This window comes from Arthrobacter sp. UCD-GKA (assembly GCF_001863355.1).
Lineage (GTDB): Bacteria > Actinomycetota > Actinomycetes > Actinomycetales > Micrococcaceae > Paeniglutamicibacter.
This window is the reverse complement of the sequence record NZ_MOLR01000018.1, coordinates 25,392-48,777: the sequence shown is the minus strand read 5'-3', so window position 1 is coordinate 48,777 and position 23,386 is coordinate 25,392. Positions and strand designations below refer to the sequence as shown.

At 64.6% G+C, this 23,386-nt stretch carries 21 protein-coding genes and 1 pseudogene; 12 read left to right on the top strand and 10 right to left on the bottom strand.

Annotation, left to right across the window (positions count from 1 at the left end):
* From BLJ79_RS23865 to BLJ79_RS21390, 3 genes and pseudogenes are all read right to left on the bottom strand, one after another.
* Positions 1-175: pseudogene (locus tag BLJ79_RS23865) on the bottom strand (IS1380 family transposase); the annotation flags it as partial.
* A 119-nt stretch (positions 176-294) separates the two neighbouring features.
* Positions 295-1,860, bottom strand: coding sequence for an ABC transporter substrate-binding protein (locus BLJ79_RS21395; RefSeq protein ID WP_071216833.1), 1,566 nt, complete (start codon positions 1,858-1,860; stop codon positions 295-297).
* A 492-nt stretch (positions 1,861-2,352) separates the two neighbouring features.
* A complete protein-coding gene (locus BLJ79_RS21390) occupies positions 2,353-3,141 on the bottom strand; it encodes an IclR family transcriptional regulator (protein WP_071216842.1) in 789 nt (262 codons plus the stop codon).
* A gap of 151 nt (positions 3,142-3,292) precedes the next feature.
* On the opposite strand from BLJ79_RS21390, the gene BLJ79_RS21385 reads away from it, so the two are divergent.
* The 8 genes from BLJ79_RS21385 to BLJ79_RS21350 all read left to right on the top strand — a co-directional run bounded on the left by BLJ79_RS21385 (position 3,293) and on the right by BLJ79_RS21350 (position 11,900).
* A complete protein-coding gene (locus BLJ79_RS21385; protein WP_071216832.1) occupies positions 3,293-3,997 on the top strand; it encodes a CoA transferase subunit A in 705 nt (234 codons plus the stop codon).
* A 5-nt stretch (positions 3,998-4,002) separates the two neighbouring features.
* Complete coding sequence (locus tag BLJ79_RS21380; protein WP_071216831.1) at positions 4,003-4,653, top strand: CoA transferase subunit B; 651 nt, start codon at positions 4,003-4,005, stop codon at positions 4,651-4,653.
* The gene (locus tag BLJ79_RS21375; protein ID WP_071216830.1) at positions 4,650-5,819 is read left to right on the top strand and encodes an acetyl-CoA C-acyltransferase; all 1,170 of its coding nucleotides are present in this window, start codon (positions 4,650-4,652) and stop codon (positions 5,817-5,819) included. The genes BLJ79_RS21380 and BLJ79_RS21375 overlap by 4 nt, the downstream gene beginning before the upstream one ends.
* A gap of 294 nt (positions 5,820-6,113) precedes the next feature.
* Entirely contained in the window at positions 6,114-6,764 is a 651-nt protein-coding gene (locus BLJ79_RS21370; protein WP_071216829.1) for a TetR/AcrR family transcriptional regulator, read from the top strand.
* 39 nt (positions 6,765-6,803) lie between these two features.
* The gene (locus tag BLJ79_RS21365) at positions 6,804-8,414 is read left to right on the top strand and encodes a carboxyl transferase domain-containing protein (RefSeq protein ID WP_071216828.1); all 1,611 of its coding nucleotides are present in this window, start codon (positions 6,804-6,806) and stop codon (positions 8,412-8,414) included.
* 56 nt (positions 8,415-8,470) lie between these two features.
* Positions 8,471-10,546 (top strand): ATP-binding protein, encoded by a 2,076-nt coding sequence (locus BLJ79_RS21360; RefSeq protein ID WP_071216827.1) that lies wholly within the window; start codon positions 8,471-8,473, stop codon positions 10,544-10,546.
* Positions 10,543-11,079 carry a MaoC family dehydratase gene (locus BLJ79_RS21355; RefSeq protein ID WP_071216826.1) on the top strand — a complete coding sequence of 179 codons (537 nt, stop codon included), beginning with the start codon at positions 10,543-10,545 and terminating at the stop codon, positions 11,077-11,079. The genes BLJ79_RS21360 and BLJ79_RS21355 overlap by 4 nt, the downstream gene beginning before the upstream one ends.
* A 2-nt stretch (positions 11,080-11,081) precedes the next feature.
* Complete coding sequence (locus BLJ79_RS21350; protein ID WP_071216825.1) at positions 11,082-11,900, top strand: HpcH/HpaI aldolase/citrate lyase family protein; 819 nt, start codon at positions 11,082-11,084, stop codon at positions 11,898-11,900.
* Between the two features lie 67 nt (positions 11,901-11,967).
* Here the strand turns inward: BLJ79_RS21350 and BLJ79_RS21345 are convergent, their stop codons facing one another.
* Positions 11,968-12,984: an Lrp/AsnC family transcriptional regulator gene (locus tag BLJ79_RS21345; protein ID WP_071216824.1), complete on the bottom strand. Its 1,017-nt coding sequence runs from the start codon at positions 12,982-12,984 to the stop codon at positions 11,968-11,970.
* A gap of 128 nt (positions 12,985-13,112) precedes the next feature.
* Between BLJ79_RS21345 and BLJ79_RS21340 the strand changes: the two genes are divergently transcribed.
* The 4 genes from BLJ79_RS21340 (at position 13,113) to BLJ79_RS21325 (ending at position 17,801) form a co-directional block, all read left to right on the top strand.
* Positions 13,113-14,444, top strand: coding sequence for an MFS transporter (locus tag BLJ79_RS21340; RefSeq protein ID WP_071216823.1), 1,332 nt, complete (start codon positions 13,113-13,115; stop codon positions 14,442-14,444).
* The gene (locus BLJ79_RS21335; RefSeq protein ID WP_071216822.1) at positions 14,441-15,934 is read left to right on the top strand and encodes a M81 family metallopeptidase; all 1,494 of its coding nucleotides are present in this window, start codon (positions 14,441-14,443) and stop codon (positions 15,932-15,934) included. Before BLJ79_RS21340 ends, BLJ79_RS21335 begins: the two co-directional genes overlap by 4 nt.
* Positions 15,935-16,023: 89 nt before the next feature.
* A complete protein-coding gene (dsdA, locus tag BLJ79_RS21330; protein ID WP_071216841.1) occupies positions 16,024-17,379 on the top strand; it encodes a D-serine ammonia-lyase in 1,356 nt (451 codons plus the stop codon).
* A 29-nt stretch (positions 17,380-17,408) separates the two neighbouring features.
* Positions 17,409-17,801 carry a VOC family protein gene (locus BLJ79_RS21325; RefSeq protein WP_071216821.1) on the top strand — a complete coding sequence of 131 codons (393 nt, stop codon included), beginning with the start codon at positions 17,409-17,411 and terminating at the stop codon, positions 17,799-17,801.
* 81 nt (positions 17,802-17,882) lie between these two features.
* On the opposite strand, the gene BLJ79_RS21320 is transcribed toward BLJ79_RS21325, so the two are convergent.
* The 6 genes from BLJ79_RS21320 to BLJ79_RS21295 all read right to left on the bottom strand — a co-directional run bounded on the left by BLJ79_RS21320 (position 17,883) and on the right by BLJ79_RS21295 (position 23,356).
* Positions 17,883-19,091 carry a glycerophosphodiester phosphodiesterase family protein gene (locus tag BLJ79_RS21320; protein ID WP_071216820.1) on the bottom strand — a complete coding sequence of 403 codons (1,209 nt, stop codon included), beginning with the start codon at positions 19,089-19,091 and terminating at the stop codon, positions 17,883-17,885.
* A gap of 134 nt (positions 19,092-19,225) precedes the next feature.
* On the bottom strand, positions 19,226-19,705 hold the full coding sequence (locus tag BLJ79_RS21315) for a DoxX family protein (RefSeq protein ID WP_083411537.1): 480 nt from the start codon (positions 19,703-19,705) through the stop codon (positions 19,226-19,228).
* Positions 19,698-20,120 carry an organic hydroperoxide resistance protein gene (locus BLJ79_RS21310; protein WP_071216819.1) on the bottom strand — a complete coding sequence of 141 codons (423 nt, stop codon included), beginning with the start codon at positions 20,118-20,120 and terminating at the stop codon, positions 19,698-19,700. The genes BLJ79_RS21315 and BLJ79_RS21310 overlap by 8 nt, the downstream gene beginning before the upstream one ends.
* Before the next feature lie 82 nt (positions 20,121-20,202).
* Entirely contained in the window at positions 20,203-20,643 is a 441-nt protein-coding gene (locus BLJ79_RS21305) for a MarR family winged helix-turn-helix transcriptional regulator (protein ID WP_071216818.1), read from the bottom strand.
* Between the two features lie 126 nt (positions 20,644-20,769).
* On the bottom strand, positions 20,770-22,197 hold the full coding sequence (locus tag BLJ79_RS21300) for an aspartate ammonia-lyase (RefSeq protein WP_071216817.1): 1,428 nt from the start codon (positions 22,195-22,197) through the stop codon (positions 20,770-20,772).
* Complete coding sequence (locus BLJ79_RS21295) at positions 22,184-23,356, bottom strand: M20 family metallopeptidase (protein ID WP_083411536.1); 1,173 nt, start codon at positions 23,354-23,356, stop codon at positions 22,184-22,186. Before BLJ79_RS21295 ends, BLJ79_RS21300 begins: the two co-directional genes overlap by 14 nt.
* Positions 23,357-23,386 lie beyond the last annotated feature (30 nt).

Below are 23,386 nucleotides of genomic sequence, written 5' to 3'. Positions count from 1 at the left end.
CCGGGCGGTGGGTGGCCGTCTCGGGAACGAACCCGGCCAGTTGCTCTTCGCACAGGGCGCCGAAGCCGGTCGCGTCCAGGAAGGAGGTGAGCACGTTCAGGCCGGCGTGGGAAACCAGCGACTGGCCGGTCGGGGCTGCCGGGAGGGACGGGAAAACACGGGTATCGTTAAGCATCGAAAAGGTGAGCCCTGTTCTGGTGGATAAAAAGGTGTGGTACCTCTATTTTCCCAGATCAGCTCACCTTTTCGACGTTAAAGGCACTTAATGACGCCCCGCTTCATGAAAAGGCCGGGTTAGTTGCCGATCCATACGTTGTAGAAGCCGCGCACAGTTCCTTGCGTCGGTTCAAATCCACCGACATTGGCTCCGATTACACTCAACCGCGGTTCGTGACCGAGCTTTACAAATGGCAATTCGTCCCAGATGAGCTGTTGCATTTTGTTCCAGGCAGGCAGACGGGCTTCGATGTTTTTACCCTCAGTGACATCAGCCATCAGTGACTTCTTTTCATCCGTGGTCCACCATCCCGGGAAATCATCGTTGAGGAAGACTACGGTCAGCGGGTCCGAATAGGCGGTACCGCCAGCAAGGAAGATATCCCACTTGGAGGGATCGGTACGGGTGGAGCCGAATGTGGCTGCGTCCATGGCCTGCAGGTCGACGGCAAAGCCAATGCCTTCCAGTTGCTGCTTGAGCAGGGGACCGTAGCCATCGGAGTCGGGGCGGTAGAGCACACGGACCGGAGTGCCGTCGTATCCTGCCTCTTTCAGCAGAGCCTTACCGGCATCAACGTTCTTGTTTTTGTAAATATCTGAACCGGCCTCCGAATACCATGGCGAGCTCTTGGGGAACAGGCTTGAGTCATCAGCAAAGTACTCGGTCCCGCCAAGTTGCTGGGTAGCAATCGCTACCGGGTCTACGGAGTTCAAAACAGCTTGACGCATTTTCAGGTCTGCCATGAGTCCGGATTTGTTGTTCAGCTGCAGTATCGAGAATCCAGCATCCTCACTCACCACCGGTTTCAGTGATGGGTCAGCCTGATAGACAGAAAGCTGATCCATGCTCATGAACTGTGGCACGATGTGTGCCTGACCGGTACGAACTTGGTTCAGGGCATTGGCGTCGTTAAAGGGGATGAACTTAATCGTGTCAGCATAGGCTGTCTTGGCCCCGGTTGCACCGTCTGCTTTTTCGCTGCGTGCGGTGTAGTCAGCAAAACGTGAGATCACGGCTTGCTGGTCGGTGGCGAAGCTGTCGAGCTTGTAGGGACCGGTGCAATCCAGTGAGGTCAGGTCATCTGAACCGGCCTCTTCCAACGATGCGGCCGACATGATGTAGGCACCGGTGTCCGGCGTTGCGAGCAGCGCTGGGATCGCACCCGTCGGTTGCTTCGTGGAAATGGAAACGGTCAACGGGTCAACCGCGGAAATTTCCTTGGTCAATGAGCTGAAAAGCTCGCCGGCATCCGCGCTGCCATAGCGCTCTAGCGAAGCGACCACATCGGCAGCCGTCAGTTCACCGCCGCTATGAAGTTTGACGCCTTCGCGAATCTTGATGGTGTAGACACCGGTTTTTTCGTCATACTCATAGCTTTCGGCAAGCCCGCCTTCTACCGAGGTGTTCGCGGCGTTGGCGAAGAGGCCCTCACACGTTGAGGCTGCAACCATCCAGTTCGACCGCGAGGTCGTGACATATGGGTCGATCATCGATGGGAGCGACGCAACGACAAGCTCACCACCGGTGACCGGTTCGCTGGATCCAGCAGCAGCATCCGGCGTTGGTGCACCGCCGCAGGCAGAGAGTGCCATAGCAGCACAGAGCAGTGCACCGATCTTCACGGCACTACGTTTCGAAATCATGGCGCAGCCTTTCAATAAAATCCGGGTGGGGAGCCCGCGTGTGGGGTTCAATTAGAGTAGGGGGTTTCGAATGTGACGCCCATTTCAGTTACCGCGATCGCGGTAACTGATAAATCTGCCGATCCGGCGACGGTTTCCATCAAAAACGGATGGTCCACCGGGACATCAAAAGTACACGACGAAACCTCACCATGATCCAGTACAGTGAACCGTCCTGCGGTCCCTCAAATCGGGCGTCGCAGTCGGCACCCGCAATAGCGGCGGTGAGGTCAGAGATATCCGTCTCGAACGCCAAATTGGCGGAGTCAACGATGGGCTGCCGTTGCGCACTCCCTCACACCGGAACGTATCGGACCGGGGTTCCCGAAAATCCTGTCATCGCCCTGGAGGCGCTTCCTGCCTGCCCGGGAACTGCTGGCAGCAGGGCTTGAGAGGTCTTCAGGCCACCACTTCTGACCGGTGCCCACCGGTGCGGATCGTCGGGGCCCAGGCTCATCGAGTAGCCACAACCTGCTCGCCGCGCAGCTTCTTGGACAGCTCGTGGGCGTGGTGCAGCAGCAGCCGACCCAGTTCGGGTTGGCGTTCCTCGGTGAACCTGGACTCGATGCCGGTCAGGCTCAACGCCCATGCAGGTTGGCCTGCCGTATCGAAGACGGCCGCTCCCATCCCCCAGCTCCCCTCCACGATCAATCCGGGGTTCACCGCCCAGCCCCGTTCCCGGGTCTGGGCAATGCGGTGCCTCAGCAACTCCTGGCTGTGCTCGCTGCCGTGGCCTTCCGCCAGGTCGTGGCCTTCCACGTAGCGTTCGATGGCTTTTTCGGGCAGGAAGGAAAGTATCGCCAGCCCAGCCGAGGCCACCCCCAGCGGGAACCTCTTGCCCTCGTAGAGCACAAACGAACGGATCGGAAACGACCCGTCCTGGCGCAGCAGGCAGACCGTTTCCTCACCCCGGCGCACCGACAGGAATGCGCTCTCGCCGGTGGCGTCCGCCAGCGCGGCAACATGGGGGCGGGCAATATCGGTGATGTCGTAGCGTTCGGCTGCCACGGTTCCCATCAGGTACATTTCCGGGCCCAGCATCCACAACCCCGCTTTGTTGTCGTGGTCGCAAAAGCCTTCCGCGGTCAGCGCCGCGAGCAGCCGGTGGACGGTGGGCCGCGCCAGGCCGGTCCCTCGTGCGACCTCCGCGGTGGAGATGCCCCTGGGCATCGCGGTGCTCACGGCGCGCAGCACCGCGGCCATCCTGCCCACGACTTGGGCACCGGGAAACGAAGTATTCATGTCCATATTATGGACGAGAGTGCGCATTCCAGCCACCACTCGAACGGTCTGGGAGGAATCTATGTCATTCGTTGACCCATAACCAGCGGGATATGTACCGTCGAAGCAGGATGGTGGCTCAATCCACATCGTGGACTACTCAAGGAGAATCATGGCAACGAAAGTATTGGCCGACGCCGCGCAGGCCCTGGCCTCCCAGGTGCGCGACGGCATGACCATCGCGGTGGGCGGATTCGGCCTCAGCGGAATCCCCAGTCGGCTGATCACCGCCCTGCGCGACTCGGGCGCCACCGGGCTGACCATCGTCTCGAACAACATGGGCGTGGACGGCAAGGGGCTGGGCCTGCTGCTGGAAAACAAGCAGGTCTCCAAGGTCCTGGCCTCGTACGTGGGCGAGAACAAGCTCTTCGCCCGGCAGTTCCTGGACAACGAGCTCGAGGTCGAGTTCGTCCCGCAGGGCACGCTGGCCGAACGCCTGCGTGCCGGTGGCGCCGGAATCCCCGCCTTCTACACCCCCACCGGCGTGGGCACCCCGGTCGCCGAGGGCAAGGAAACCATGGAATTCGACGGCCGCGCCGCGATCCTTGAACGCGGCATCGTCGCCGACATCTCCCTGGTCCGCGCCCACGAGGCGGACCGCGAGGGGAACCTGCGCTACCGGATGACCGCACGGAATTTCAACCCGCTCGTCGCCGCGGCCGGGCGGGTGACCTTCGCCGAGGTCGAGGTCATCCACGAGGACTACCTGGACCCGTCGCTCGTGGACACCTCCGGCATCTTCGTGCAGCACGTCGTCGAAACCGACGGCACCAAGGACATCGAACAGCGGACCGTGCGCGTCCGCCAGGAGGCATAAGAACCATGTGGACACGCGATGAAATGGCAGCAATTGCCGCCAGCGAACTGACCGACGGCCAATACGTGAACCTGGGCATCGGCATCCCGACCCTGGTGGCCAACAACCTGCCCGAGGGCGTGAACGTCACCCTGCAGAGCGAAAACGGCCTGCTGGGCATGGGCCCCTTCCCCTACGAGGGCGAGGAAGATGCCGACCTGATCAACGCCGGCAAGCAGACCGTCACCCTGCTGCCCGGCGGCAGCTACTTCGACTCGGCCACCTCCTTCGGCATGATCCGCGGTGGCCACGTTGCAACCGCGATCCTCGGCGCCCTGCAGGTTGCCGCCAACGGCGACCTGGCCAACTGGACCATCCCCGGCAAGCTCGTCAAGGGCATGGGCGGCGCGATGGACCTGGTCGCCGGCACCCCGCGCGTCATCGTCATCACCGACCACGTGGCCAAGGACGGGTCCCCCAAGATCGTCGAGGCCTGCGACCTGCCGCTGACCGGTGTCGGGGTGGTGGATCGGATCATCACCGACCGCGCGGTGTTCGACGTTCTCGATTCCGCCCTGGTGCTGCGCGCCATGGCGCCCGGCACCACCATCGAGTCCCTCACCGAGGCCACCGGGGCCGCATTCACCATAGACCTCCAGGAAGAAGAAGCAGCATGAGCGCATTGATCGCCGGGTACGCCCGCACCCCGTTCGCCCGATTCAACGGGGCTTTTGCCACCGTCCCCGGCACGGCGCTGGGGGCGCACGCGGCAGCCGCCGCCCTCGAGCGCGCCGGGATCTCCGCCGAGGACGTCCAGCGGGTCTTCGCCGGACAGGTCCTGCAGGCGGGCGCCGGGCAGAACCCGGCACGGCAGTCCGCCGTGGGGGCCGGCATCGGCTTCAATGTCCCGGCCCTGACGCTGAACGCCGTGTGCCTCTCGGGCACCGAGGCCGTCGTGGCGGGCACCCGCATGATCGACGCCGGCGAGGCCGACATCGTGGTGGCCATCGGGCAGGAGTCCATGTCGTTGGCACCCCACGTGCAGCGGGCCCGCGCCGGGACCAGGTACGGGGCCATCGAAATGATCGACACCCTGGAATTCGACGGGCTCACCGATGCTTTCGAGGCCCGCTCCATGGGTTCCTCCACCGAGGACGGCAATACCGCCATGGGCATCAAGCGTGCGGAGCAGGACGAGTTCTCCGCCCGCTCGCACCAGCTGGCAGCAGCTGCCGCCGAGTTCCATGCCGGGGAGATCGCGCCGTTCACCATCACTTCCCGGCGTGGGGACACCGTCGTGTCGGCCGACGACGGGATTCGCGCCGACACCACGGCGGAGTCCCTGGGCAAGCTGCGCCCGGCCTTCGCCAAGGACGGCACCATCACCGCCGGAAACGCCTCGCAGATCACCGACGGCGCCGCCGCCCTGGTGCTGGTCAGCCGGGCCGCCGCCGAGCGCCTAGGCCTGACGCCGATGGCCGAGATCGTCTCCCACGCACTGGTGGCAGGACCGGACGTGCTGCTGCACGAGCAGCCCGCCAACGCCATCCTGGCCGCGCTCGAGGGCACTGGGCTTTCCACCGCTGACCTGAAGGCCGTCGAGATCAACGAGGCGTTCGCCGCCGTCGGCGTGCGCTCCACCGCGAAGCTGGGCATCGACGGGAAAATCGTCAACACCAAGGGCGGCGCCATAGCCCTGGGACACCCGATCGGGGCCTCGGGTGCGCGCATCGTTGGCACGCTGGCACGCCAGCTGGCCGAGCTTGGCGCCGGGGCCGTGGGCGCCACCGGCATCTGCGGAGGCGGCGGGCAGGGCAGTGCCGTAATCCTGCGGGCGCTGTAGGTCCAACAACCTCGGGTATCGCTGCGACCTGCCTCGAACACGGGTACTCTCCACACCTCTCAAGAGATTTGGAGAGTACCCGTGTTTTCATGCAATTCAGGCCGCACCAAGCGGCTTCACATGGTACGCCTTGCCGTCCATCTCCCGGGCAAGTTCGAAGCTCACCTGCATGGCGAGCCCGCCCCGGGCGGTTCCCAATCGAATGATTGACAGTGACCCGCATCACGGTGTTTGCTGGACGTAGGAGCCAATCAATCGATCGGCTCTCGTGCGACCCCGGCAACGGAGCAAATGATGAACATCGACAAGGTCCAGCAGGCGGCCGTGCTGCTCTTTGCCCGGCAAGGATTCGCAGCGACGGGGATCCGCGAGCTGGGCGCGGCCGCCGGCATCAACTCCGCCACGATCTACCACTACACCGGCAGCAAGGAAGAACTCCTGGTGCAGGTGATGCGCACTTGCCTTGGTGAGATGATCAACTCCGGCTCGACGGCCCTTCGCCTCAGCGCCGAGCCAACCATCCAATTGGCGGCCCTGGTATCGGCCCACGTCGGTTTCACCGCCACCAATCCGCTAACAGCCCGGGTGGCCGAATACGAAATGCGTGTGCTGTCACCGCTGAACCGCGAGGCGATGCAGAAGCTGCGCGACGACTACGAGTCGCTCTTCGCCCAGGTCGTCGAACGCGGCATCCGTGTCGGAGACTTCAGCACGGAGGACCCGACCATGGCACGCCTGGCCTTGATGGAAATGGGGACCGGCGTCGCCCACTGGTACCGCCCCGACGGTCGGCTGACGCTGTCCGAGGTCCAACACAACTTCGTGATGATGGCCTGCAAGATTCTCTCCGCCGACCGCTCCATGTTGGCGGGCACTAATTTCATCCACCCACCCGTGCAACTGGCCAGTGAACCGCCGGGAGTCCCCGTTGCCTCCGCCCACTGACACACCATCCCCGACGTTTTCAGCTTCGAAAGAGGATCCATGGAAGCCCTGCCCAGCACGATTGACACGACCGGCCCCGGATTCCTGAAGAATGCCGCCGAACAAACCCGGCTGGTTGCCGAACTGCGCAGCCGCCTGGCACGGGCAGCCCTGGGCGGGTCCGAAAAATCCCGCCAGCGCCACCTTGACCGCGGCAAGCTCCTGCCGCGCGACCGCGTCAACACCCTGCTCGACGAAGGCTCCCCCTTCCTGGAAATCGCACCGCTCGCCGCCGAAGACATGTACGGAGGGGATTGCCCCGGCGCCGGCATGATAGCCGGAATCGGGTTGGTGCACGGACGCCACGTGCTGGTGATCTCCAACGACGCCACCGTCAAGGGCGGCACCTACTTCCCGATGACCGTGAAGAAGCACCTCCGTGCCCAGGAAATCGCCATGGAAAACGGGCTGCCCTGTGTCTACCTCGTGGACTCCGGCGGTGCCTTCCTGCCCATGCAGGACGAGGTCTTCCCCGACCGCGACCACTTCGGGCGGATCTTCTACAACCAGGCCAACCTCTCCGCGGCCAAGATCCCGCAGATCGCAGCGGTCCTGGGTTCCTGCACCGCCGGTGGCGCCTACGTCCCGGCCATGAGCGACGAGACCGTCATCGTCCGCAACCAGGGCACCATCTTCCTGGGCGGTCCACCCCTGGTGAAGGCCGCCATCGGCGAGATCGTCACCGCGGAGGAACTCGGCGGCGGCGACCTGCACGCCAAGACCTCCGGAGTGGTCGACCACCTGGCCGAGAACGATGCGCATGCCCTAGCGATCGTCCGGAACATCATCGAGACCCTGCCGCCCACCCCGGCCCCGGCCTGGGACATCGCCGAACAGGTTGCCGAACCGCTCGAAGACCCTGCAGAGCTCTACGGCGCGGTGCCCACCGACGTGAACGCCCCCTACGACGTCCGCGAGGTCATCGCCCGCGTCGTGGACGGCAGCGAATTCCATGAATTCAAGGCCAACTACGGCACCACCCTGGTCACCGGCTTCGCCCGCATCCACGGGCACAAGGTCGGCATCATCGCCAACAACGGAGTGCTCTTCTCCGAGTCCGCACTCAAGGGAGCCCACTTCATCGAGCTCTGCGACCAGCGCGGCATCCCGCTGGTGTTCCTGCAGAACCTCGCCGGGTTCATGGTGGGCCGGGACTACGAGGCCGACGGCATCGCCAAGCACGGCGCCAAGATGGTCACCGCAGTGGCCACCGCCCGGGTCCCCAAGTTCACCGTCGTCATCGGCGGGTCCTTCGGCGCCGGCAACTACTCCATGTGCGGACGCGCCTACTCGCCGCGTTTCCTGTGGATGTGGCCGGCGGCCCGGATCTCGGTGATGGGCGGCAACCAGGCCTCCTCCGTGCTGGCAACCGTGAAGCGCGATGCGATCGAAGGTGCGGGAGACACCTGGAGCTCCGAGGACGAAGAAACCTTCAAGACGCCGATCAAGGAACAGTACGAATCCCAGGGCAACCCGTACTACTCCACCGCCCGGCTATGGGACGACGGGGTCATCGATCCGCAAGACACCCGCCGCGTGCTCGGCATGGCCCTTGACGTCGCCTCCCGCCAGCCGCTGCCCGAGACCTCCTTCGGCGTCTTCCGCATGTAAGTGGTCCCACACCGACTTCTTTCCTCCCAAGATCACTTGTTTCCAGATAAGGACCAATCGTGACGAACAAACTTTTTGACACGGTGCTCGTGSCCAACCGCGGGGAAATCGCCGTCCGCGTCATCCGCTCCCTCAAGGCCCTGGGCATCCGCTCGGTGGCCGTGTACTCGGACGCCGATGCCGGCGCCCTCCACGTGGCCGAGGCCGACGTGGCCGTGCGCATCGGGCCCGGGGCCGCGACCGAAAGCTACCTCAGCATCCCCGCGATCCTCGAGGCCTGCCGCCGCTCCGGCGCGCAGGCCGTGCACCCGGGCTACGGGTTCCTGGCCGAGAACGTCGACTTCGCCCGCGCCCTGGATGATGCCGGCCTCACCTTCATTGGCCCGGACACCTTCTCCATCAACCTGATGGGTGACAAGATCCGCTCCAAGAACCACGTCTCCTCCCACGGCGTTCCGGTGGTCCCGGGCATTGCCAAGGCCGGACTGAGCAACGAGGAACTCATGGCCGCCGCCGGAGAAGTGGGCTTCCCGCTGCTGATCAAGCCCTCGGCCGGCGGCGGCGGCAAGGGGATGTTCGTGGTTGAATCCGCCACCGAGCTGCCCGAGGCCCTGGCCAGTGCCCGCCGCACCGCGGCCAGCGCCTTCGGGGATGACACACTCTTCCTCGAGCGCCTGGTGCGCAACCCCCGGCACATCGAGGTCCAGGTCCTGGCCGACAGGCACGGCAACACCGTGCACCTCGGCGAGCGCGAATGCTCACTGCAGCGCCGGCACCAGAAGGTCATCGAGGAGGCGCCCTCGCCGCTGCTGGAAAACCACGCCGAGGGTGAACGCATCCGCGCCGAGATCGGTGCCGCGGCCGTCGCCGCAGCCGAATCGGTCAACTACGTGGGCGCCGGGACCGTGGAGTTCCTGGTCAGCGACGAGAACCCCGGCGAGTTCTTCTTCATGGAAATGAACACCCGCCTGCAGGTCGAGCACCCGGTCACCGAGGAAGTCGTCCGCATCAAGGACAAGCGCATCGACCTGGTTCAATGGCAGGTGCGCATCGCCGCCGGCGAGGCCCTGGACTTCACCCAGGACCAGGTTCAACTGCACGGGCATGCGACCGAGGCCCGCGTCTATGCCGAGGACCCCGCGCACGACTTCATGCCCTCGATCGGCACCATTCTTTCTGTCACCGAGGCGGCCGGCGAGCACCTCCGCGTCGATTCCTCGCTGCGCGAGGGGCTCGAGGTTTCCTCCTTCTACGATCCGATAGTCTCCAAGGTCATCGCCTGGGGCGTCGACCGCGCCCAATCCCTCGCCCGCCTGGATGCGGCCCTGGCCTCCACCGTGATCCTGGGGGTGCTGACCAACATCGAGTACCTGCGCCTGCTCATCACCGATGCGGATGTGGCCGCGGGGCACCTGGACACGAACCTCATCGGACGCAAGATGCCGGACATGGAGTTCCGTGCCCTCTCCGATGCCGAGCTGGCCCTGGCCGCACACCTGTCCCGCCCCGCGCGCGGCTCGTCCAACAACCCCTGGCAGCGCGGGGACGGCTGGCACTTGGGCACCCGTGTCGGCACCGCCCTGGAATTCGAGGTCGAGACGCAGATCCGCTCCCTGTCCTTCCGCAGCACCGGTTCCGGCTCCGCCATTGACATCGATGGCCAGGAATTCCTGGTGGAGGGAGCAGGCCCGGGCCGCTTCTCCGTCAACGGGCTGGTGCACCGCACGTCCACCGCCAGGTCCGCGGACGGCACCATCTGGCTGAGCCACGACGGGTGGACCGCCGGCGTGCGGCCGCTTGACCGCGCCGAGGTACTCGCCCGCGAGCTCGCCGCCATGGACCGCGGCGCCGGCGCCCTGTCCCCCGAGGTCCGCTCCCCCATGCCCGGAACCGTCATCGCCGTACAGGTCGGCGACGGGGAACAGGTGGCGGCCGGGCAAATCCTGGCCACCATCGAGGCCATGAAGATGGAGCACCAGATGCTCTCGCCGTCCGACGGGGTCGTGTCCATGAGCCATCTGAAGGCCGGGGACCTGGTCAAGGCCAACCAGCTCATTGCCACGGTCGAGGTCCTGGAAACCCCGGCCGCCGACACCGACATCACCCTTACCGATCTGGAGCACAGCGTATGAGCACCCAAACCCCCGAACGCGTGGAACAGCGCGGCTTCTACCTCGACGAGCTGCGCGAGGGCGTCGTCTACGCGCACCGTCCCGGGCGCACGCTGACCGAGACCGACAACGTCCTGTTCACCTCGCTGACCATGAACAACCAGGGCCTGCACCTGGATGCGGCTTGGAGCGCCACCCAGCCCTTCGGGCAGCGGCTGATGAATTCGCTGTTCACGCTGGGAACCATGATCGGCACGCTGGGAACCATGATCGGCCAGTCGGTGCCGCAGATGACCGAGGGAACCATCATCGGACAGCTCGGCATCGACGCGGTGAAGTTCCCGCATCCGATGTTCCACGGCGACACCCTCTACACCGAAACCGAGGTCACCGACGTCCGGCTTTCTAAGTCCCGTCCCGGTCAGGGCATCGTCACCATGAAACACACCGGGCGGAACCAGGACGGCGTCGTCGTCGCCACTGCCACGCGCACCTGCATGATGTGGACCAAGGATGCCCATGCGGCATCCATGAACACCCAGGAAAAGGAGTAGTCATGGAAAACTTCAGCATGGGCCCGTCCATCCTCTTCTGCCCCGCGGACCGGCCCGACCGCTACGCCAAGGCGCTGGAACGCGCCGATGCGGTGATCCTGGACCTGGAGGACGCCGTCGCGGCGGGAAACAAGCAGGCGGCACGGCAGGCCTTGATCGACACCCCCCTGGACCCGGAACGCACCATCGTGCGCATCAACCCGGTGGGCACCGAGGACATCACCGCCGATCTGGCGGCCCTCGAGCAAACCAGATACCGCACGATCATGTTGGCCAAGACCGAGGGGGCCGAGGATCTTGACCGGCTCGTGGATTATGCAGTGGTTGCCTTGTGCGAGACGGCCCTGGGCATCATCAACGCCCCGCAGATTGCCGCCGCGCCCAATGTCGTTGCCCTGATGTGGGGTGCCGAGGACCTCGTCGCCTCCCTGGGCGGTTCCTCCTCCCGCAAGGCCTCTGGCTCCTACCGGGACGTGGCACGCCATGCCCGGTCCCAGGTGCTGCTGGCCGCCGGCGCACACGGCAAGGTCGCCATCGACTCGGTCTACATCGACATCCCAGACCAGGCGGGTCTGCTGGGCGAATCGGTTGACGCTGCGGCCTCGGGCTTCGGGGCCAAGGCCTCGATCCACCCGAGCCAGATGCCCGTCATCCGCCAGGCCTTCGCGCCCTCCGCCGAGGAGCTCGAGCGGGCCACGCGCATCCTCGCGGCGGCCGAGCAGGCCTCCGGCGTCTTCACCTTCGAGGGGCAGATGGTCGACGAGCCGCTGCTGCGCCATGCGCGGTCCGTACTCGGGCGTAGCGGGCGTACAACCCCATAGGGCTCGCCATCGTGATGTTTGGAAGTTCTGCGGACCTTACAATGACGTTGCCCTCTGGGCAGATTCACTAACCTTTAAGCGATCGAAACCATGGATCCACCGGCACGATGCCCTTGGACCGCCCAAATTCGTCCAGTAGTCGCCCGTAGACCTTGGTCATGCGGGTCGCCACCCGTTGGTCGGCCACCTCGACATCCGGATGTTCGAGGGAGAGCCGCCTAAGAATACCTTCCGCATCGACCAGGTCGTGGAGACCCACGATCAGGATAATGTTCGCGCTTCCAACGACGGAAGCGCAGAAACGTGTTTCCCTCCAATGTCCTATCAACAGCGATGTCCGTTCAGCATGCAACGGCGGTGCTTTCATCAACAGGATCATGTTCAGGGGCAGGTCAAAATCGGGGCGCGCAACATCGCACCTGAAAACAATCTGGTTGCCGGCTTGGAGCTGTTCCAACCGACGAGCAACCGCACCGGGCGAAACACCTAGTTCGCGAGCCAGCTCAGTCGGCGAGCTTCGCCCATCCCGGCCCAACAACAGAAACAGATCACGGTCTCGTTCAGTCAGGACTGGCGGGGAATCCTGGGACTTTGATTTGCTGTCGCCGTGCAACTGCCTTTCGTCGGATGCCGAAAGGATGCCCTGGCGCCAATCAACGCCGCCGGTCATCTGGCGATAGAGGCTGATCCGAATCTGGTTGGCATCGAACAGTTCCGGAAGCCCACCATGCACGCAACGTAAGACACCGTCCAAGGACGTGGCAATCGTGAGGCAATACAGGTTGTAGTCACCGGTCGTGTACCCGACGGTAATGACGTCGGGGTGCTTCCCAAGTGAAGTGGCAATGGCATCCATCTTTTTGCCTTCGCACCGGATCTCGATGAAGGAACCATATGACACGGCCGGGTGGAGAGCGACACCTATCCACGCGAGCCGACGCGATTCAAGACTCTTCCAACGCCGGGCAACCGTGACTTCGGAAACGCCGATGGCGCGTCCCACGGAGGCCCAAGTTGCCCGCGGAGAAATCTGCAATGCATCGACGATCTCAAGATCCGTCGCGTGCACTTCCAACGTATCCATCCGTCATTCCATTCTGGAAATCATGTTGAATTCATCATACGATGATCAATCTTGACTGGTTTCCATCGTTCTAAACGTTCATGTGATCAACATCCTACGCTTGGTATCACCTCAGAAAGGGGTGGAACATGTCGACCACGTCAAACCGCGTCAACAACGGCCACTTGGCCTCCGTCAGCGAACAATCCGTCTTTCGAAAAGTCAACCGGCGCCTCTTGCCGATCCTGCTGCTCTGCTACACCTTCGCTTACCTCGATCGGGTAAATATCGGTTTCGCGAAATTGCACATGCAGGAAGACGTCCCGCTCCTGACCGAGGCAGTCTTCGGCATCGGCGCAGGCTTGTTCTTCTTGGCCTACGCCTGCTTGGAAATCCCGAGCAATCTGCTGATGCACAAGGTCGGAGCCCGCCGCACGATCACCAGGATCATGATCCTGTGGGGCCTAACGTCCTCGTCTATGTTGTTCGTGCGCGATGAAACCAGCTTCTACATCCTGCGCATCCTGCTCGGAATCTTCGAAGCCGGCTTCGCTCCAGGCATCATCCTATATTTGACGTACTGGTACCCGGCGCGACGAATGGCAGCAGTCATGGGCATCTACATGCTCGCCGGACCTATAGGTTCCATCCTCGGCTCGGGGGTTTCCGCAGCCATTATTGCCGCCACGGACAATCTCGGTGGCCTCGCCGGTTGGCAATGGATGTTCGTGATCCAGGGTCTCCCCTGCGTCCTGCTGGGCTATATCTTCTGGAAGTCAATGGCTGATCGACCTGCCGACGCCCCCTGGCTTACCGACCAGGAAAAGTCCATTGTGGCCAAGGCCATCGATGAGACCGCAGCCGGGCAGTCAACACACAAGTTCATCGACGCGCTGCGCGAGCCCAGCGTGTATGTCATGGCCGCCGCCTACTTTGGCATCATGTGCGGCATCTACGCCGTCAGCTTCTGGCTGCCGACAATCCTCAAGGACAACGGGATCCAAAGCACTTTTGTCATCGGAATGCTTACCGCCATCCCCTACATCTTGACGATTCCGGCCATGATCCTGCTGTCGCGCAGCTCCGACCGCCACCAGGAGCGCAAATGGCATGCAGTGGTTCCTTCACTGGTTGCAGCTGCAGGGCTGACGGTGGCCGCTTTCACTGCGTCGAATTTCATCCTGTCGTTCGTTGCGTTGTGCATCGCCGTCTGTGCAGTGTGGGGCGCATACACCGTGTTCTGGGCGGTACCTTCCCACCACTTCGGCGGCACGGCCGCCGTTGGCGGCATCGCCTTCATCAACACGATCGGCATTCTGGGCGGCTTCGTCGCGCCGACGATCATGGGCTTTGTGCGCGAGGCAACCGGCAGCACCCAAGGCGGCTTGCTGACCATGGTCGGACTGCTGTTCATGTCCATCGCTGCCTTGCTTTTCCTGCCCGTTGTCCTTCGCAACCGCAAGATTGAGGTCGCTCCGTGAGCCGCGTACTCGTCGCAGGGTTCCTGCATGAAACCAACACCTTTTCCCGGTCAGCTGCGCGTTGGGAGAATTTCGAGAACGGGGAAGGGTTTCCCCGGATGCACCGCGGTCCGGACGTATTGAATCTCTCCTCGGTCAATATTCCCCTTGGCGGTTTCGTTTTAGACGCCGATCCCGAGTGGGAGCTGCTTCCGGTCATTTGGTGCGCGGCGTCGCCCTCGGGTCCCGTTGACTCCGTGGCTTTCGAACGCGTCACGTCCATGATCACCGAATCCTGCGCGACGCAGAAGCCCGATGCCGTGTATCTGGATCTCCACGGCGCGATGGTCTCCGAGAACCATCCGGACGGGGACGGGGAGATCCTTCGTCGGGTTCGCGAGGTGGTCGGGGCCGAGGTGCCCATCGTTGTGAGCCTGGATCTGCACGCCAACGTCAGCGACCTGATGCTGCACACCGCGGATGCCATGGTTGCTTACCGCACATACCCGCACATCGACATGGCCGACACCGGCAGGTCCGCCGCGGCCCTGCTCCGGCGGCTCATCGCGGGCGAGCGTCTGGCGATGAGCGTGCGGCACATCGACTTCCTGATCCCGACCATCTCCGGCAGCACCATGGCGGGCCCGGCCCGCACTGCTTATGAAATGCTGGATCCCGTTGCAGGTGCGGACGCCGTGCTTTCGATCGCCATGGCATTCCCCGCTTCGGACGTCGAGGAATGCCAGCCATGCGTTTTTGGCTATGGCGTCGACGAGGAAGAACTGGCCCGCGCCGTGGAGCAGATCTCCACCACTCTCCGCGACCTTGAACCCGACTTCAGTCTCGAGGCCTTGCCCACCGAGCAGGCCCTGGACGAGGCGCTGTGGTCGGTCAAGGCAGGCACAAGGCCAGTCGTCATAGCCGATACCCAGGACAATCCGGGAGCAGGTGGGGACGCGACGTCAACGGGCCTGCTGCGTGAATTGCTCAACAGGGATGCACCGGGCAGCGCATTGGCGGCCATGTGGGACCCGGAGATCGTGCGTGCAGCAATTGCGGCCGGCCGGGGGAATCCTGTCACGGTGACATTCCCCGGTTCCGCGTCTCCCGGGGACGGGCCGCTCACCGAGACCTTCGAGGTCGCAGAGATCACCGACGGCAAGGTGCATTTCGACGGCCCCATGATGAATGGAAACGACCTTGCTGTCGGTCCGTCGGCCCTGCTGCGCAAGGGAAACGTCAGCGTTGTGGTCAACAACCACAAGGCCCAGGTCATGGACCGCAACCAATTCCGGGCGGCAGGTATCCATCCCGAGGAGCAGAACATCCTGGTGGTCAAAAGCTCCGTGCATTTCCGTGGTGACTACACGGACATGGCAGGTCGAATACTCGTTGCGCTTGCCCCAGGCCCATTCCCCGCAGACCCCGCTGCCTTGCCCTGGCGAAACCTGCGCCGAGGCGTCAGGCTTGGTGCCCTGGGGCCGGCCTTCGAACCGGCCGCATCGCACTAAAGCCACGTAGGGCACCGACTCGCCGGTAAGGGACCGGTGCCCTACATTTGATACCTAACCACCCCGCAACCATGGAGAACACCGCCCCGATGCGCCAGACCCACGACCTCGAGCAACTCCTCACCGACCCCGTCGTCGCGGCCATGGCCCGGGCCGAGGAAACCGCCTGGTTCACAGCCACCCCGACCGCCACGGCTGCGGGGATCGAGGCCTCGGGCATCGACCCGGCGATCATCGAGGACGCCCGGGCACGCTTCGGCCGCTTCGCGCCCTGGTTCGCCGAGCACTTTGACGACACCCGCGCCACGCACGGCATCCTCGAATCCCCGCTGGTCGGCATCCCCGCTATGCAAGCGGAACTGGGCAACCGCCTCGGACGCGAATTGCCGGGCAGGCTGTGGCTCAAGCGCGACGACTCCCTGCCGGTCAGCGGCTCGATCAAGGCGCGCGGCGGCATCCACGAGGTGCTCGAGGTCGCCGAGCGCATCGCGATCAAGGCGGGCCTGATGTCCCCTACCGACGACGCCCGGGTGCTGGATGCCCCCGAGGTCCGCGAGGTGCTCTCCGCCCACGGCATCGCCGTGGGATCCACCGGCAACCTGGGCCTGTCCATCGGCATCGTCGCCTCCGAACTCGGCTTCAACACCACCGTGCACATGTCCATGGATGCCCGCGCCTGGAAGAAGGAGCTGCTGCGCTCGCGCGGAGTTACCGTCGTGGAGCACGCGGGCAACTTCTCCGACGCCGTGGCAGCCGGGCGCCGCACCGCCGARGAGGACCCGAGCGTGTGGTTCGTCGACGACGAGGCCTCGCTGAGCCTCTTCGCCGGCTACTCGGTGGCCGGCGCCCGGCTGGCCGGGCAGTTGGAGGGACTGCAGGTCACCATCGATGCGCAGCACCCATTGATTGTCCACCTGCCCTGCGGGGTGGGCGGCGGTCCGGGCGGCGTGACGTTCGGACTCAAGGCGGCCTTCGGGGACGCGGTGCACTGCGTGTTTGCCGAACCGACCCACGCCCCCTGCATGTCCCTGGGTGTGCGTACCGGGCTGCACGACGCCATTTCCGTGGCGGACATCGGGTTGGACGGGCTCACCGCCGCGGACGGGCTGGCCGTGGGCCGCCCCTCCCGCCTGGTCGGCGAGCACCTGCAGCAGCTGATCGACGGCTACGTGAGCGTCACCGACGAGCGCATGAAGGCCTTCGTCGGCCTGCTGCACGACACCGAGGGCATCGCCGTGGAGCCCTCCGCCGCGGCCGGGTTCGCCGGCCCCTGGCGGATGCTTCAGGACCCCGCATACCTGGAAGTCTTCGGCCTGGACGACGCAGCGCTGGCCAACGCCACCCACGTGGTCTGGTCCACCGGCGGGTCCATGGTGCCGCCGGCGGAGATGGCCGGCTACGTGGCCGAGGGGCAGGCACTTATCAACGAGGTTCCCTGGCGCTAGGGACCCGGGCCGCAGGTAGATTGGGGTCCATGGAGATCCTCTCAAGCCGGGTGCTGCTGCGGCCCGTGGACCTGCCCGCGACCCAGGGCTTCTACCGCGACGTGCTGGGCCTGGCGGTGGCCCGCGAGTTCGGGCCCGCCGGGCACCGCGGGGTGGTGTTCTTCCTGGGCAACGGCCTGCTCGAGGTCTCGGGCACCCGCGAGGCGGGCACCGCCTCCACCCTGGTGCTGTGGGTGCAGGTCCGCGACGTGCAGGCCGAGCTCCTGCGACTTGCCGGGCGCGGAATCACGATCGACCGGGAGGCGCTGACCGAGCCGTGGGGACTGATCGAGGGGTGGATCCGCGACCCCGACGGCACCAGGATCGTGCTGGTACAGGTCCCGGCGGACCACCCGATCCGGCGGGACATCCGCGAGCCCTAGGCAGCGCACAAGGCAGTGCCCACCCGTAGAGCGATTGGGGTGGGCACTGCCGTCCGGGGGCGGCTTACGGGAAAGCCGGTACTAGTTGGCGAAGGTGTCCAGCAACCGGCCCTTGGAATCCCAGAGGCCGATCGAGTCGCCGCCGTTGTTCAGGACTGCGGTGTCGCCGCCCAGGTAGAAGGCCTCGGCGCTGTTGGTTCCCGGTCCCGAGAACACCCGCAGCTCGGCGCCCGGCGTGAGCTTGAAGCCCTCGCCCACGCGCAGGATGTTGTTGGCGGCGTCGCGCAGCACGTAGCCGCTGACGTCGATGGTGCGGTTGCCCTCGTTGGCGAGGATGACGTGCTCGCCGGTTTCCGGCTGCAGGTCGTTGCCCGGCACGTCGTTGACCGCACCGGAGACGACGATGCCGTTGTTGGACGGGAACACCTTTTTGCCGTCCAGGTGGCGGTCGACCTGCTGCGGGAAGTCACCGGTGATGCGCTCGACGCCCAGTTCCAGGGAGGCATCCGCGGCCTGCGTGGAGTTCACCGTGTAGACGCCGAGTCCCAGCCCGGCGTCCTTGACCCGCGCGGCGCCGGCGGCGTCAAGCGTGCGGTAGCTGGTCCCGAAGGAATCGGCGTAGCTGGCGTAGTCGGCCAGGATTTCCGCGCTCGGAACGGTGCCGGTCAGCTGCTGCAGCGGGACCTCGGGGGCCAGCTCGGCGAAGGTCTTGTTGGAGGTCGCGTCGAAGCCCAGGACCTCGATCTTGCCGGCCTTCTCCAGTGCGCTCCACTCGGGGTCGGTGGCAAGTGCCTCGGCAACGACCTGCTCGACGCCCGGGGACTTGGCCGGGGACTTGATCTCGATGAACACGCCGGTTTCGCCGGTGAGCGCGTCGGCCACCGCGTCGAAGTGCGGGATCTTCTCGCCGACGAAGTCGGCCGAGAAGTAGGATCCTGCGTCGAGCTGCTGCAGCTCGTTCCAGGTGAAGGACGTGATCGGGTCGTTGACGCGGTCCGGGAAGACGTCGGCGACGTTGGTCGTGCGGGCCGCGGTCTCGTCGTGGAAGATGAACGGGACGCCGTCGCTGGAGAGCTGGATGTCGATCTCGACGAAGTCGGCACCCGACTGGCTGCCGGCCTTGACCGCGGCCAGGGTGTTCTCCGGTGCGACGCCCGCGGCGCCGCGGTGGCCAATCAGGATGGGCGAAGCGGTTTCCTGCTCGGCGGCCGGGGCGGCAACGGCCGGGCTTGCCAGTCCGGCGAGCATGCAGGCGGCCAGGGTGCCAAGCGTGAGGGTGCGAAACTTCATGGTGGGGTTCCTTCGGTGTCGGGGATGGACACCCACCACGCTGCCCTCCCCGGACAACGCTGCGGCCACGCTGAGGTGAACCGCGCCTTAAGATCCCGCGTACGCTCGCGCCGGCGGTGACCGGCTTCACCGCCCTACTCGGATGCGCCGGTGCGGCCGGTTCCGCGGCGCGGCCTATTCCGCCAGGCCCCGGTGGACCACAGCACCGCGGCGACCAGCACGGGCTGGAAGAACAGCCGCACGAGGCGCTTGGCGTCGGTGTCGAGCCCAAAGGCGTCACGCGCGTGCAGCCACTGGGCGATGTTTCCGGGGAACACCGCGACGAGGAACAAGGCCACGGCCCAGCCGACGGGGATGCGTCGGCGCGCCAGCAGCATCAGAGCCGCGCCAAGGGTGATCTCCGCGATGCCGGAGGCAAGAACCACCAGGTCGGCGTCGGGGGGAACGAATTCGGGCACCTGCGCCTGGAACTCGCGGCGGGCCACGGTCAGGTGGCTGGCACCCGCGAAGGCCAGGGCGGCACCCAGGGCGATGCGCACCAAGGTGCGTCCCCGGGTCGTCGGGTCGGCAGGCCGGGTAAGCGCGGCAGGCAGCGCCCTGCCGTTGCTAGTCATCGGAGACGTGCACGGTGACATCGATGTTGCCGCGGGTCGCGTTGGAGTAGGGGCACACCAGGTGTGCGGCGTCCGCAAGTTCGCGGGCCTGCTCGTGCGGCAGGCCGGGAATGACGACCTCCAGCTCCACGGCCAGCGTGAATCCGTCGTCCCCGGTGCTCCCCAGCTTCACCCGGCCGCCAACCGTCGAGTCCTGAACGGAGATCTTCCTGCTGCGGGCCACCAGGTGCAGCGCCGAGTGGAAGCAGGCGGCGAAGCCCGCGGCAAAAAGCTGCTCGGGGTTGGTGCCTTCCCCGGATCCGCCCAGTTCCCGTGGCGGCGTCATCGCGACGTCAAGTATTCCGTCCGAGGTGGAGACCCTGCCCTCCCGTCCGTGTCCGGTGGAGAGTGCTTCGGCGGTGTACAGGGCATTCATGGGTGGTGCCTTTCGAGGGGTTTCGTCCCCCGGCGGTGTCGCTGCCGGGGCTTTGGCGGATGCGCCGGTTCTTCGGGCGGGCTCAGGCATCCTTCGGATTGAGCTCGCCCATGGCGGTGGTGAGGCGCTGCAGGGTGGCGATCAGCTCCCGGGCGGACTCGAGGTCGGGCAGCCCCGTGGCGTGCGCAATGGCGCTCGGGATGTGCCCAAGCTCCCGGCGGAGTTCGCCGGCCCGCGCGGTGGGGGCGATGGTGACGATGCGCTGGTCGGAATGCACGCGCTTGCGCTCGATCAGGAGCTTGCTATCCATCCGCCGCAGCAGCGGCGACAGCGTGCCGGAGTCGAGCTGCAGCAAATCCCCCAGTTCGTTGACCGACTGCTCGCCGTCGCTCCACAACACAACCAACACCAGGTACTGGGGGTAGGTCAGTCCCCACGGGGCCAGCAACTCCGCATAGGCACGCGTGGTCGCGCGCGTGGCGGAGTAAAGGGAGAAGCACACCATGTCATCGACGATTGCCATGCAATAAATAATTGCACACAACTTAGTTGTGCACAATATATATCCCGATGCATGTTTACATCCACCGGTCGAGCCAGTGTTCCGGCTCCCTGAGCGTGGGGAACCCGGAACACTGGCAGGAAAAATCTATTGTCCCGTCGCCACCCCGGTCAGGTTCAGCGGAGAAATCGCCGCGGTCAATTCGCTTTCCGCCAACAACCCGCGTTCGAGGATCAACTCGGTGAGGCTCCTCCGGCCATGCATTGCTTCTTTCGCCAACTCGGCGGACATGGCATATCCCAGCAACGGGGTCAGGCCGGTGATGACGGCGAGGGATCCTGCAACTCGTTGCTTGAGCAGGTCTTCGTTCGCTTCAATGCCCACCACACAGCGTTCCCGCAAGGTCTTGCACGCGTGGCTCAGCCACTCCATCGATTCCAGCAGCGCGTCCGCCATGACGGGCTCAAAGGCGTTGAGTTGCAGTTGCCCCGCCTCCACCGCCATGGTCACCGTCATGTCGGAACCGACAATGCGGAACGCCACCTGGTTGACCATTTCCGGGATCACCGGGTTGACCTTGCCGGGCATGATCGAGGACCCCGCCTGCACGGCGGGAAGCTGAATCTCGCCGAATCCCGCTTGGGGACCGGAAGACAGCAAGCGCAGGTCGTTGCAGATCTTTGACAGCTTGACGGCCGCACGCTTGATCATGCCCGAAAGGAGCAGGAACACACCGGTATCCGATGTTGCTTCCACGAGATTCACCGCGGCGACCAAGGGCAGCCCCGTGATCTTTGCAAGTTCGGGAACGACGCGTTCCCTATAGGCGGGTGATGCGGTTATCCCGGTTCCGATGGCAGTGGCGCCCAGATTAACCTCTGCCAGGTGCAGGCGCATTTCGCGCATTCGGTCATTGTCTTCACGCAGGGTTTCTGAAAATGCCCCAAATTCTTGGCCCAGGGTCATCGGGACGGCATCCTGTAACTGTGTCCGGCCGATTTTGAGGATGTCCGCAAATTGCGAGGATTTCAAGGCGAATGCAGTCACCAGCATGCTGTGCTCCTCCAGCAGATCATCAAGCGCGCGCCGCATGGCGATCTTTACCGCCGTCGGGTAGGCATCGTTGGTGCTTTGGCTGCGATTGACGTGATCGATCGGGTCAAGGTGTTGGTATTCGCCTTTCTCGTGACCGAGCAATTCCAGCGCCCTGTTGGCGATGACTTCGTTGGCGTTCATGTTCGTGCTCGTTCCGGCACCGCCTTGAATGCGATCGACGACGAACTGGTCGTCAAATGCGCCGTCCATGACTTCGGCCGCTGCGGCCTGGATCGCAGCGGACTGCCTGGAGGTGAGCAATCCCGTGGATTCGTTGGCCCGCGCGGCGGCAGCCTTGACGGCTCCGAAGGCCCAGACCAAATGGCGGAAGTCGCCGACCGTCCGGCCACTGATCGGAAAGTTTTGTCTGGCACGCTCGGTGCTGATGCCGTAGTAGGCGCCGGCCGGCAACTCGACTTCACCCATTGCGTCGCGCTCCTGCCGCGTGATGGGCAGGGCACGCGCGTTATTGCCCAACATATTGGTTCCTTTCTGACCGAAGATGATTGCCGACGAAGTCCAGGGCCGTGAGTGCCAAGGACGCGGCCCCGTCGTGAATGGCGCGTTCTGCCGCCGGTCCAACACAGTGCTTGGCAAATTCCGGCTGATGGTTGGAATCGGGGTAACAATGCAGGCCAATGTAGGGATGGATGGCGGGAACAATCTGGGACACATTGCCCATGTCCGTGGAGGCCCGGCTCATCGTTGCCTGTTCAGCCGGGGCATCAAATCGCCGACCAAGATTCTTCGCGTGCCGCACATATAGGTCAAGCGCACGATCGTCCGTGCGAAACTCCGAATAGGGTTCGGATTCCGGGGTCATTTCCAGTTCGGCCCCCGTCGCCAGTGCACCAGCCTCGAAGCAGCGGCGCACCTTCTCCTCGGCACCCCTCAGCTCGGTTAGGGTCTCGGCGCGCACGTACCAACGTCCCTCGGTGTGTTCCGGTATGGCGTTCGGAGCCTGCCCGCCGCGCGTTTGGATGCCGTGGACCTTCGTTGTCCCCGGGAGCTGTTGCCGTAATAGTCCTAGTGCCACCTGGGCGATGACGAAGGCGTCGTTCGCGTTCACGCCTTGTTCGGGATAGGCGGCTGCATGGGCCGACTTGCCCCGGTAGGAAACATGGTGGTGGCCAACGGCGAAGGGCTTTGCCTCCGCGGAATCCACAGGCCCCGGATGCGCCATCAGCGCCAGATCCAGGCCTTGAAATGCACCACGCTTGAGCATTTCAATCTTTCCGCCGCCGCCTTCCTCCGCAGGCGTTCCATATACCTCGATCGTCAGGTCATGGCGGTCGGCAAGATCCGCCAGCACGACAGCTGCCCCACAGGAGATCGCCGTAATCAGGTTGTGCCCACAGGCATGGCCCAGTTCAGGCAAGGCGTCGTATTCGGCGCAAAGCCCGAGCCGGTAGCGCCCCGTTCCGAACACTGCCCGCAGTGCCGTGGGGAAACCCAGGTACTCGCGTTCCACCGTGAACCCGTGTTGTTCCAGGAAATCCGCCGTCCATTCGGCGGCCTTGAATTCGTGCCAGCCTAGCTCCGGGTTGGAATGTATCCGTTCCGAGAGATCGATCAGGTCTCGCTGTAGTTCTCCAACGCGGCGCACCACATGGTCATGCACTTTTGCCTTCTTCCTCATTGCCTAGGATTCCCGGACAAGGCGGGAATT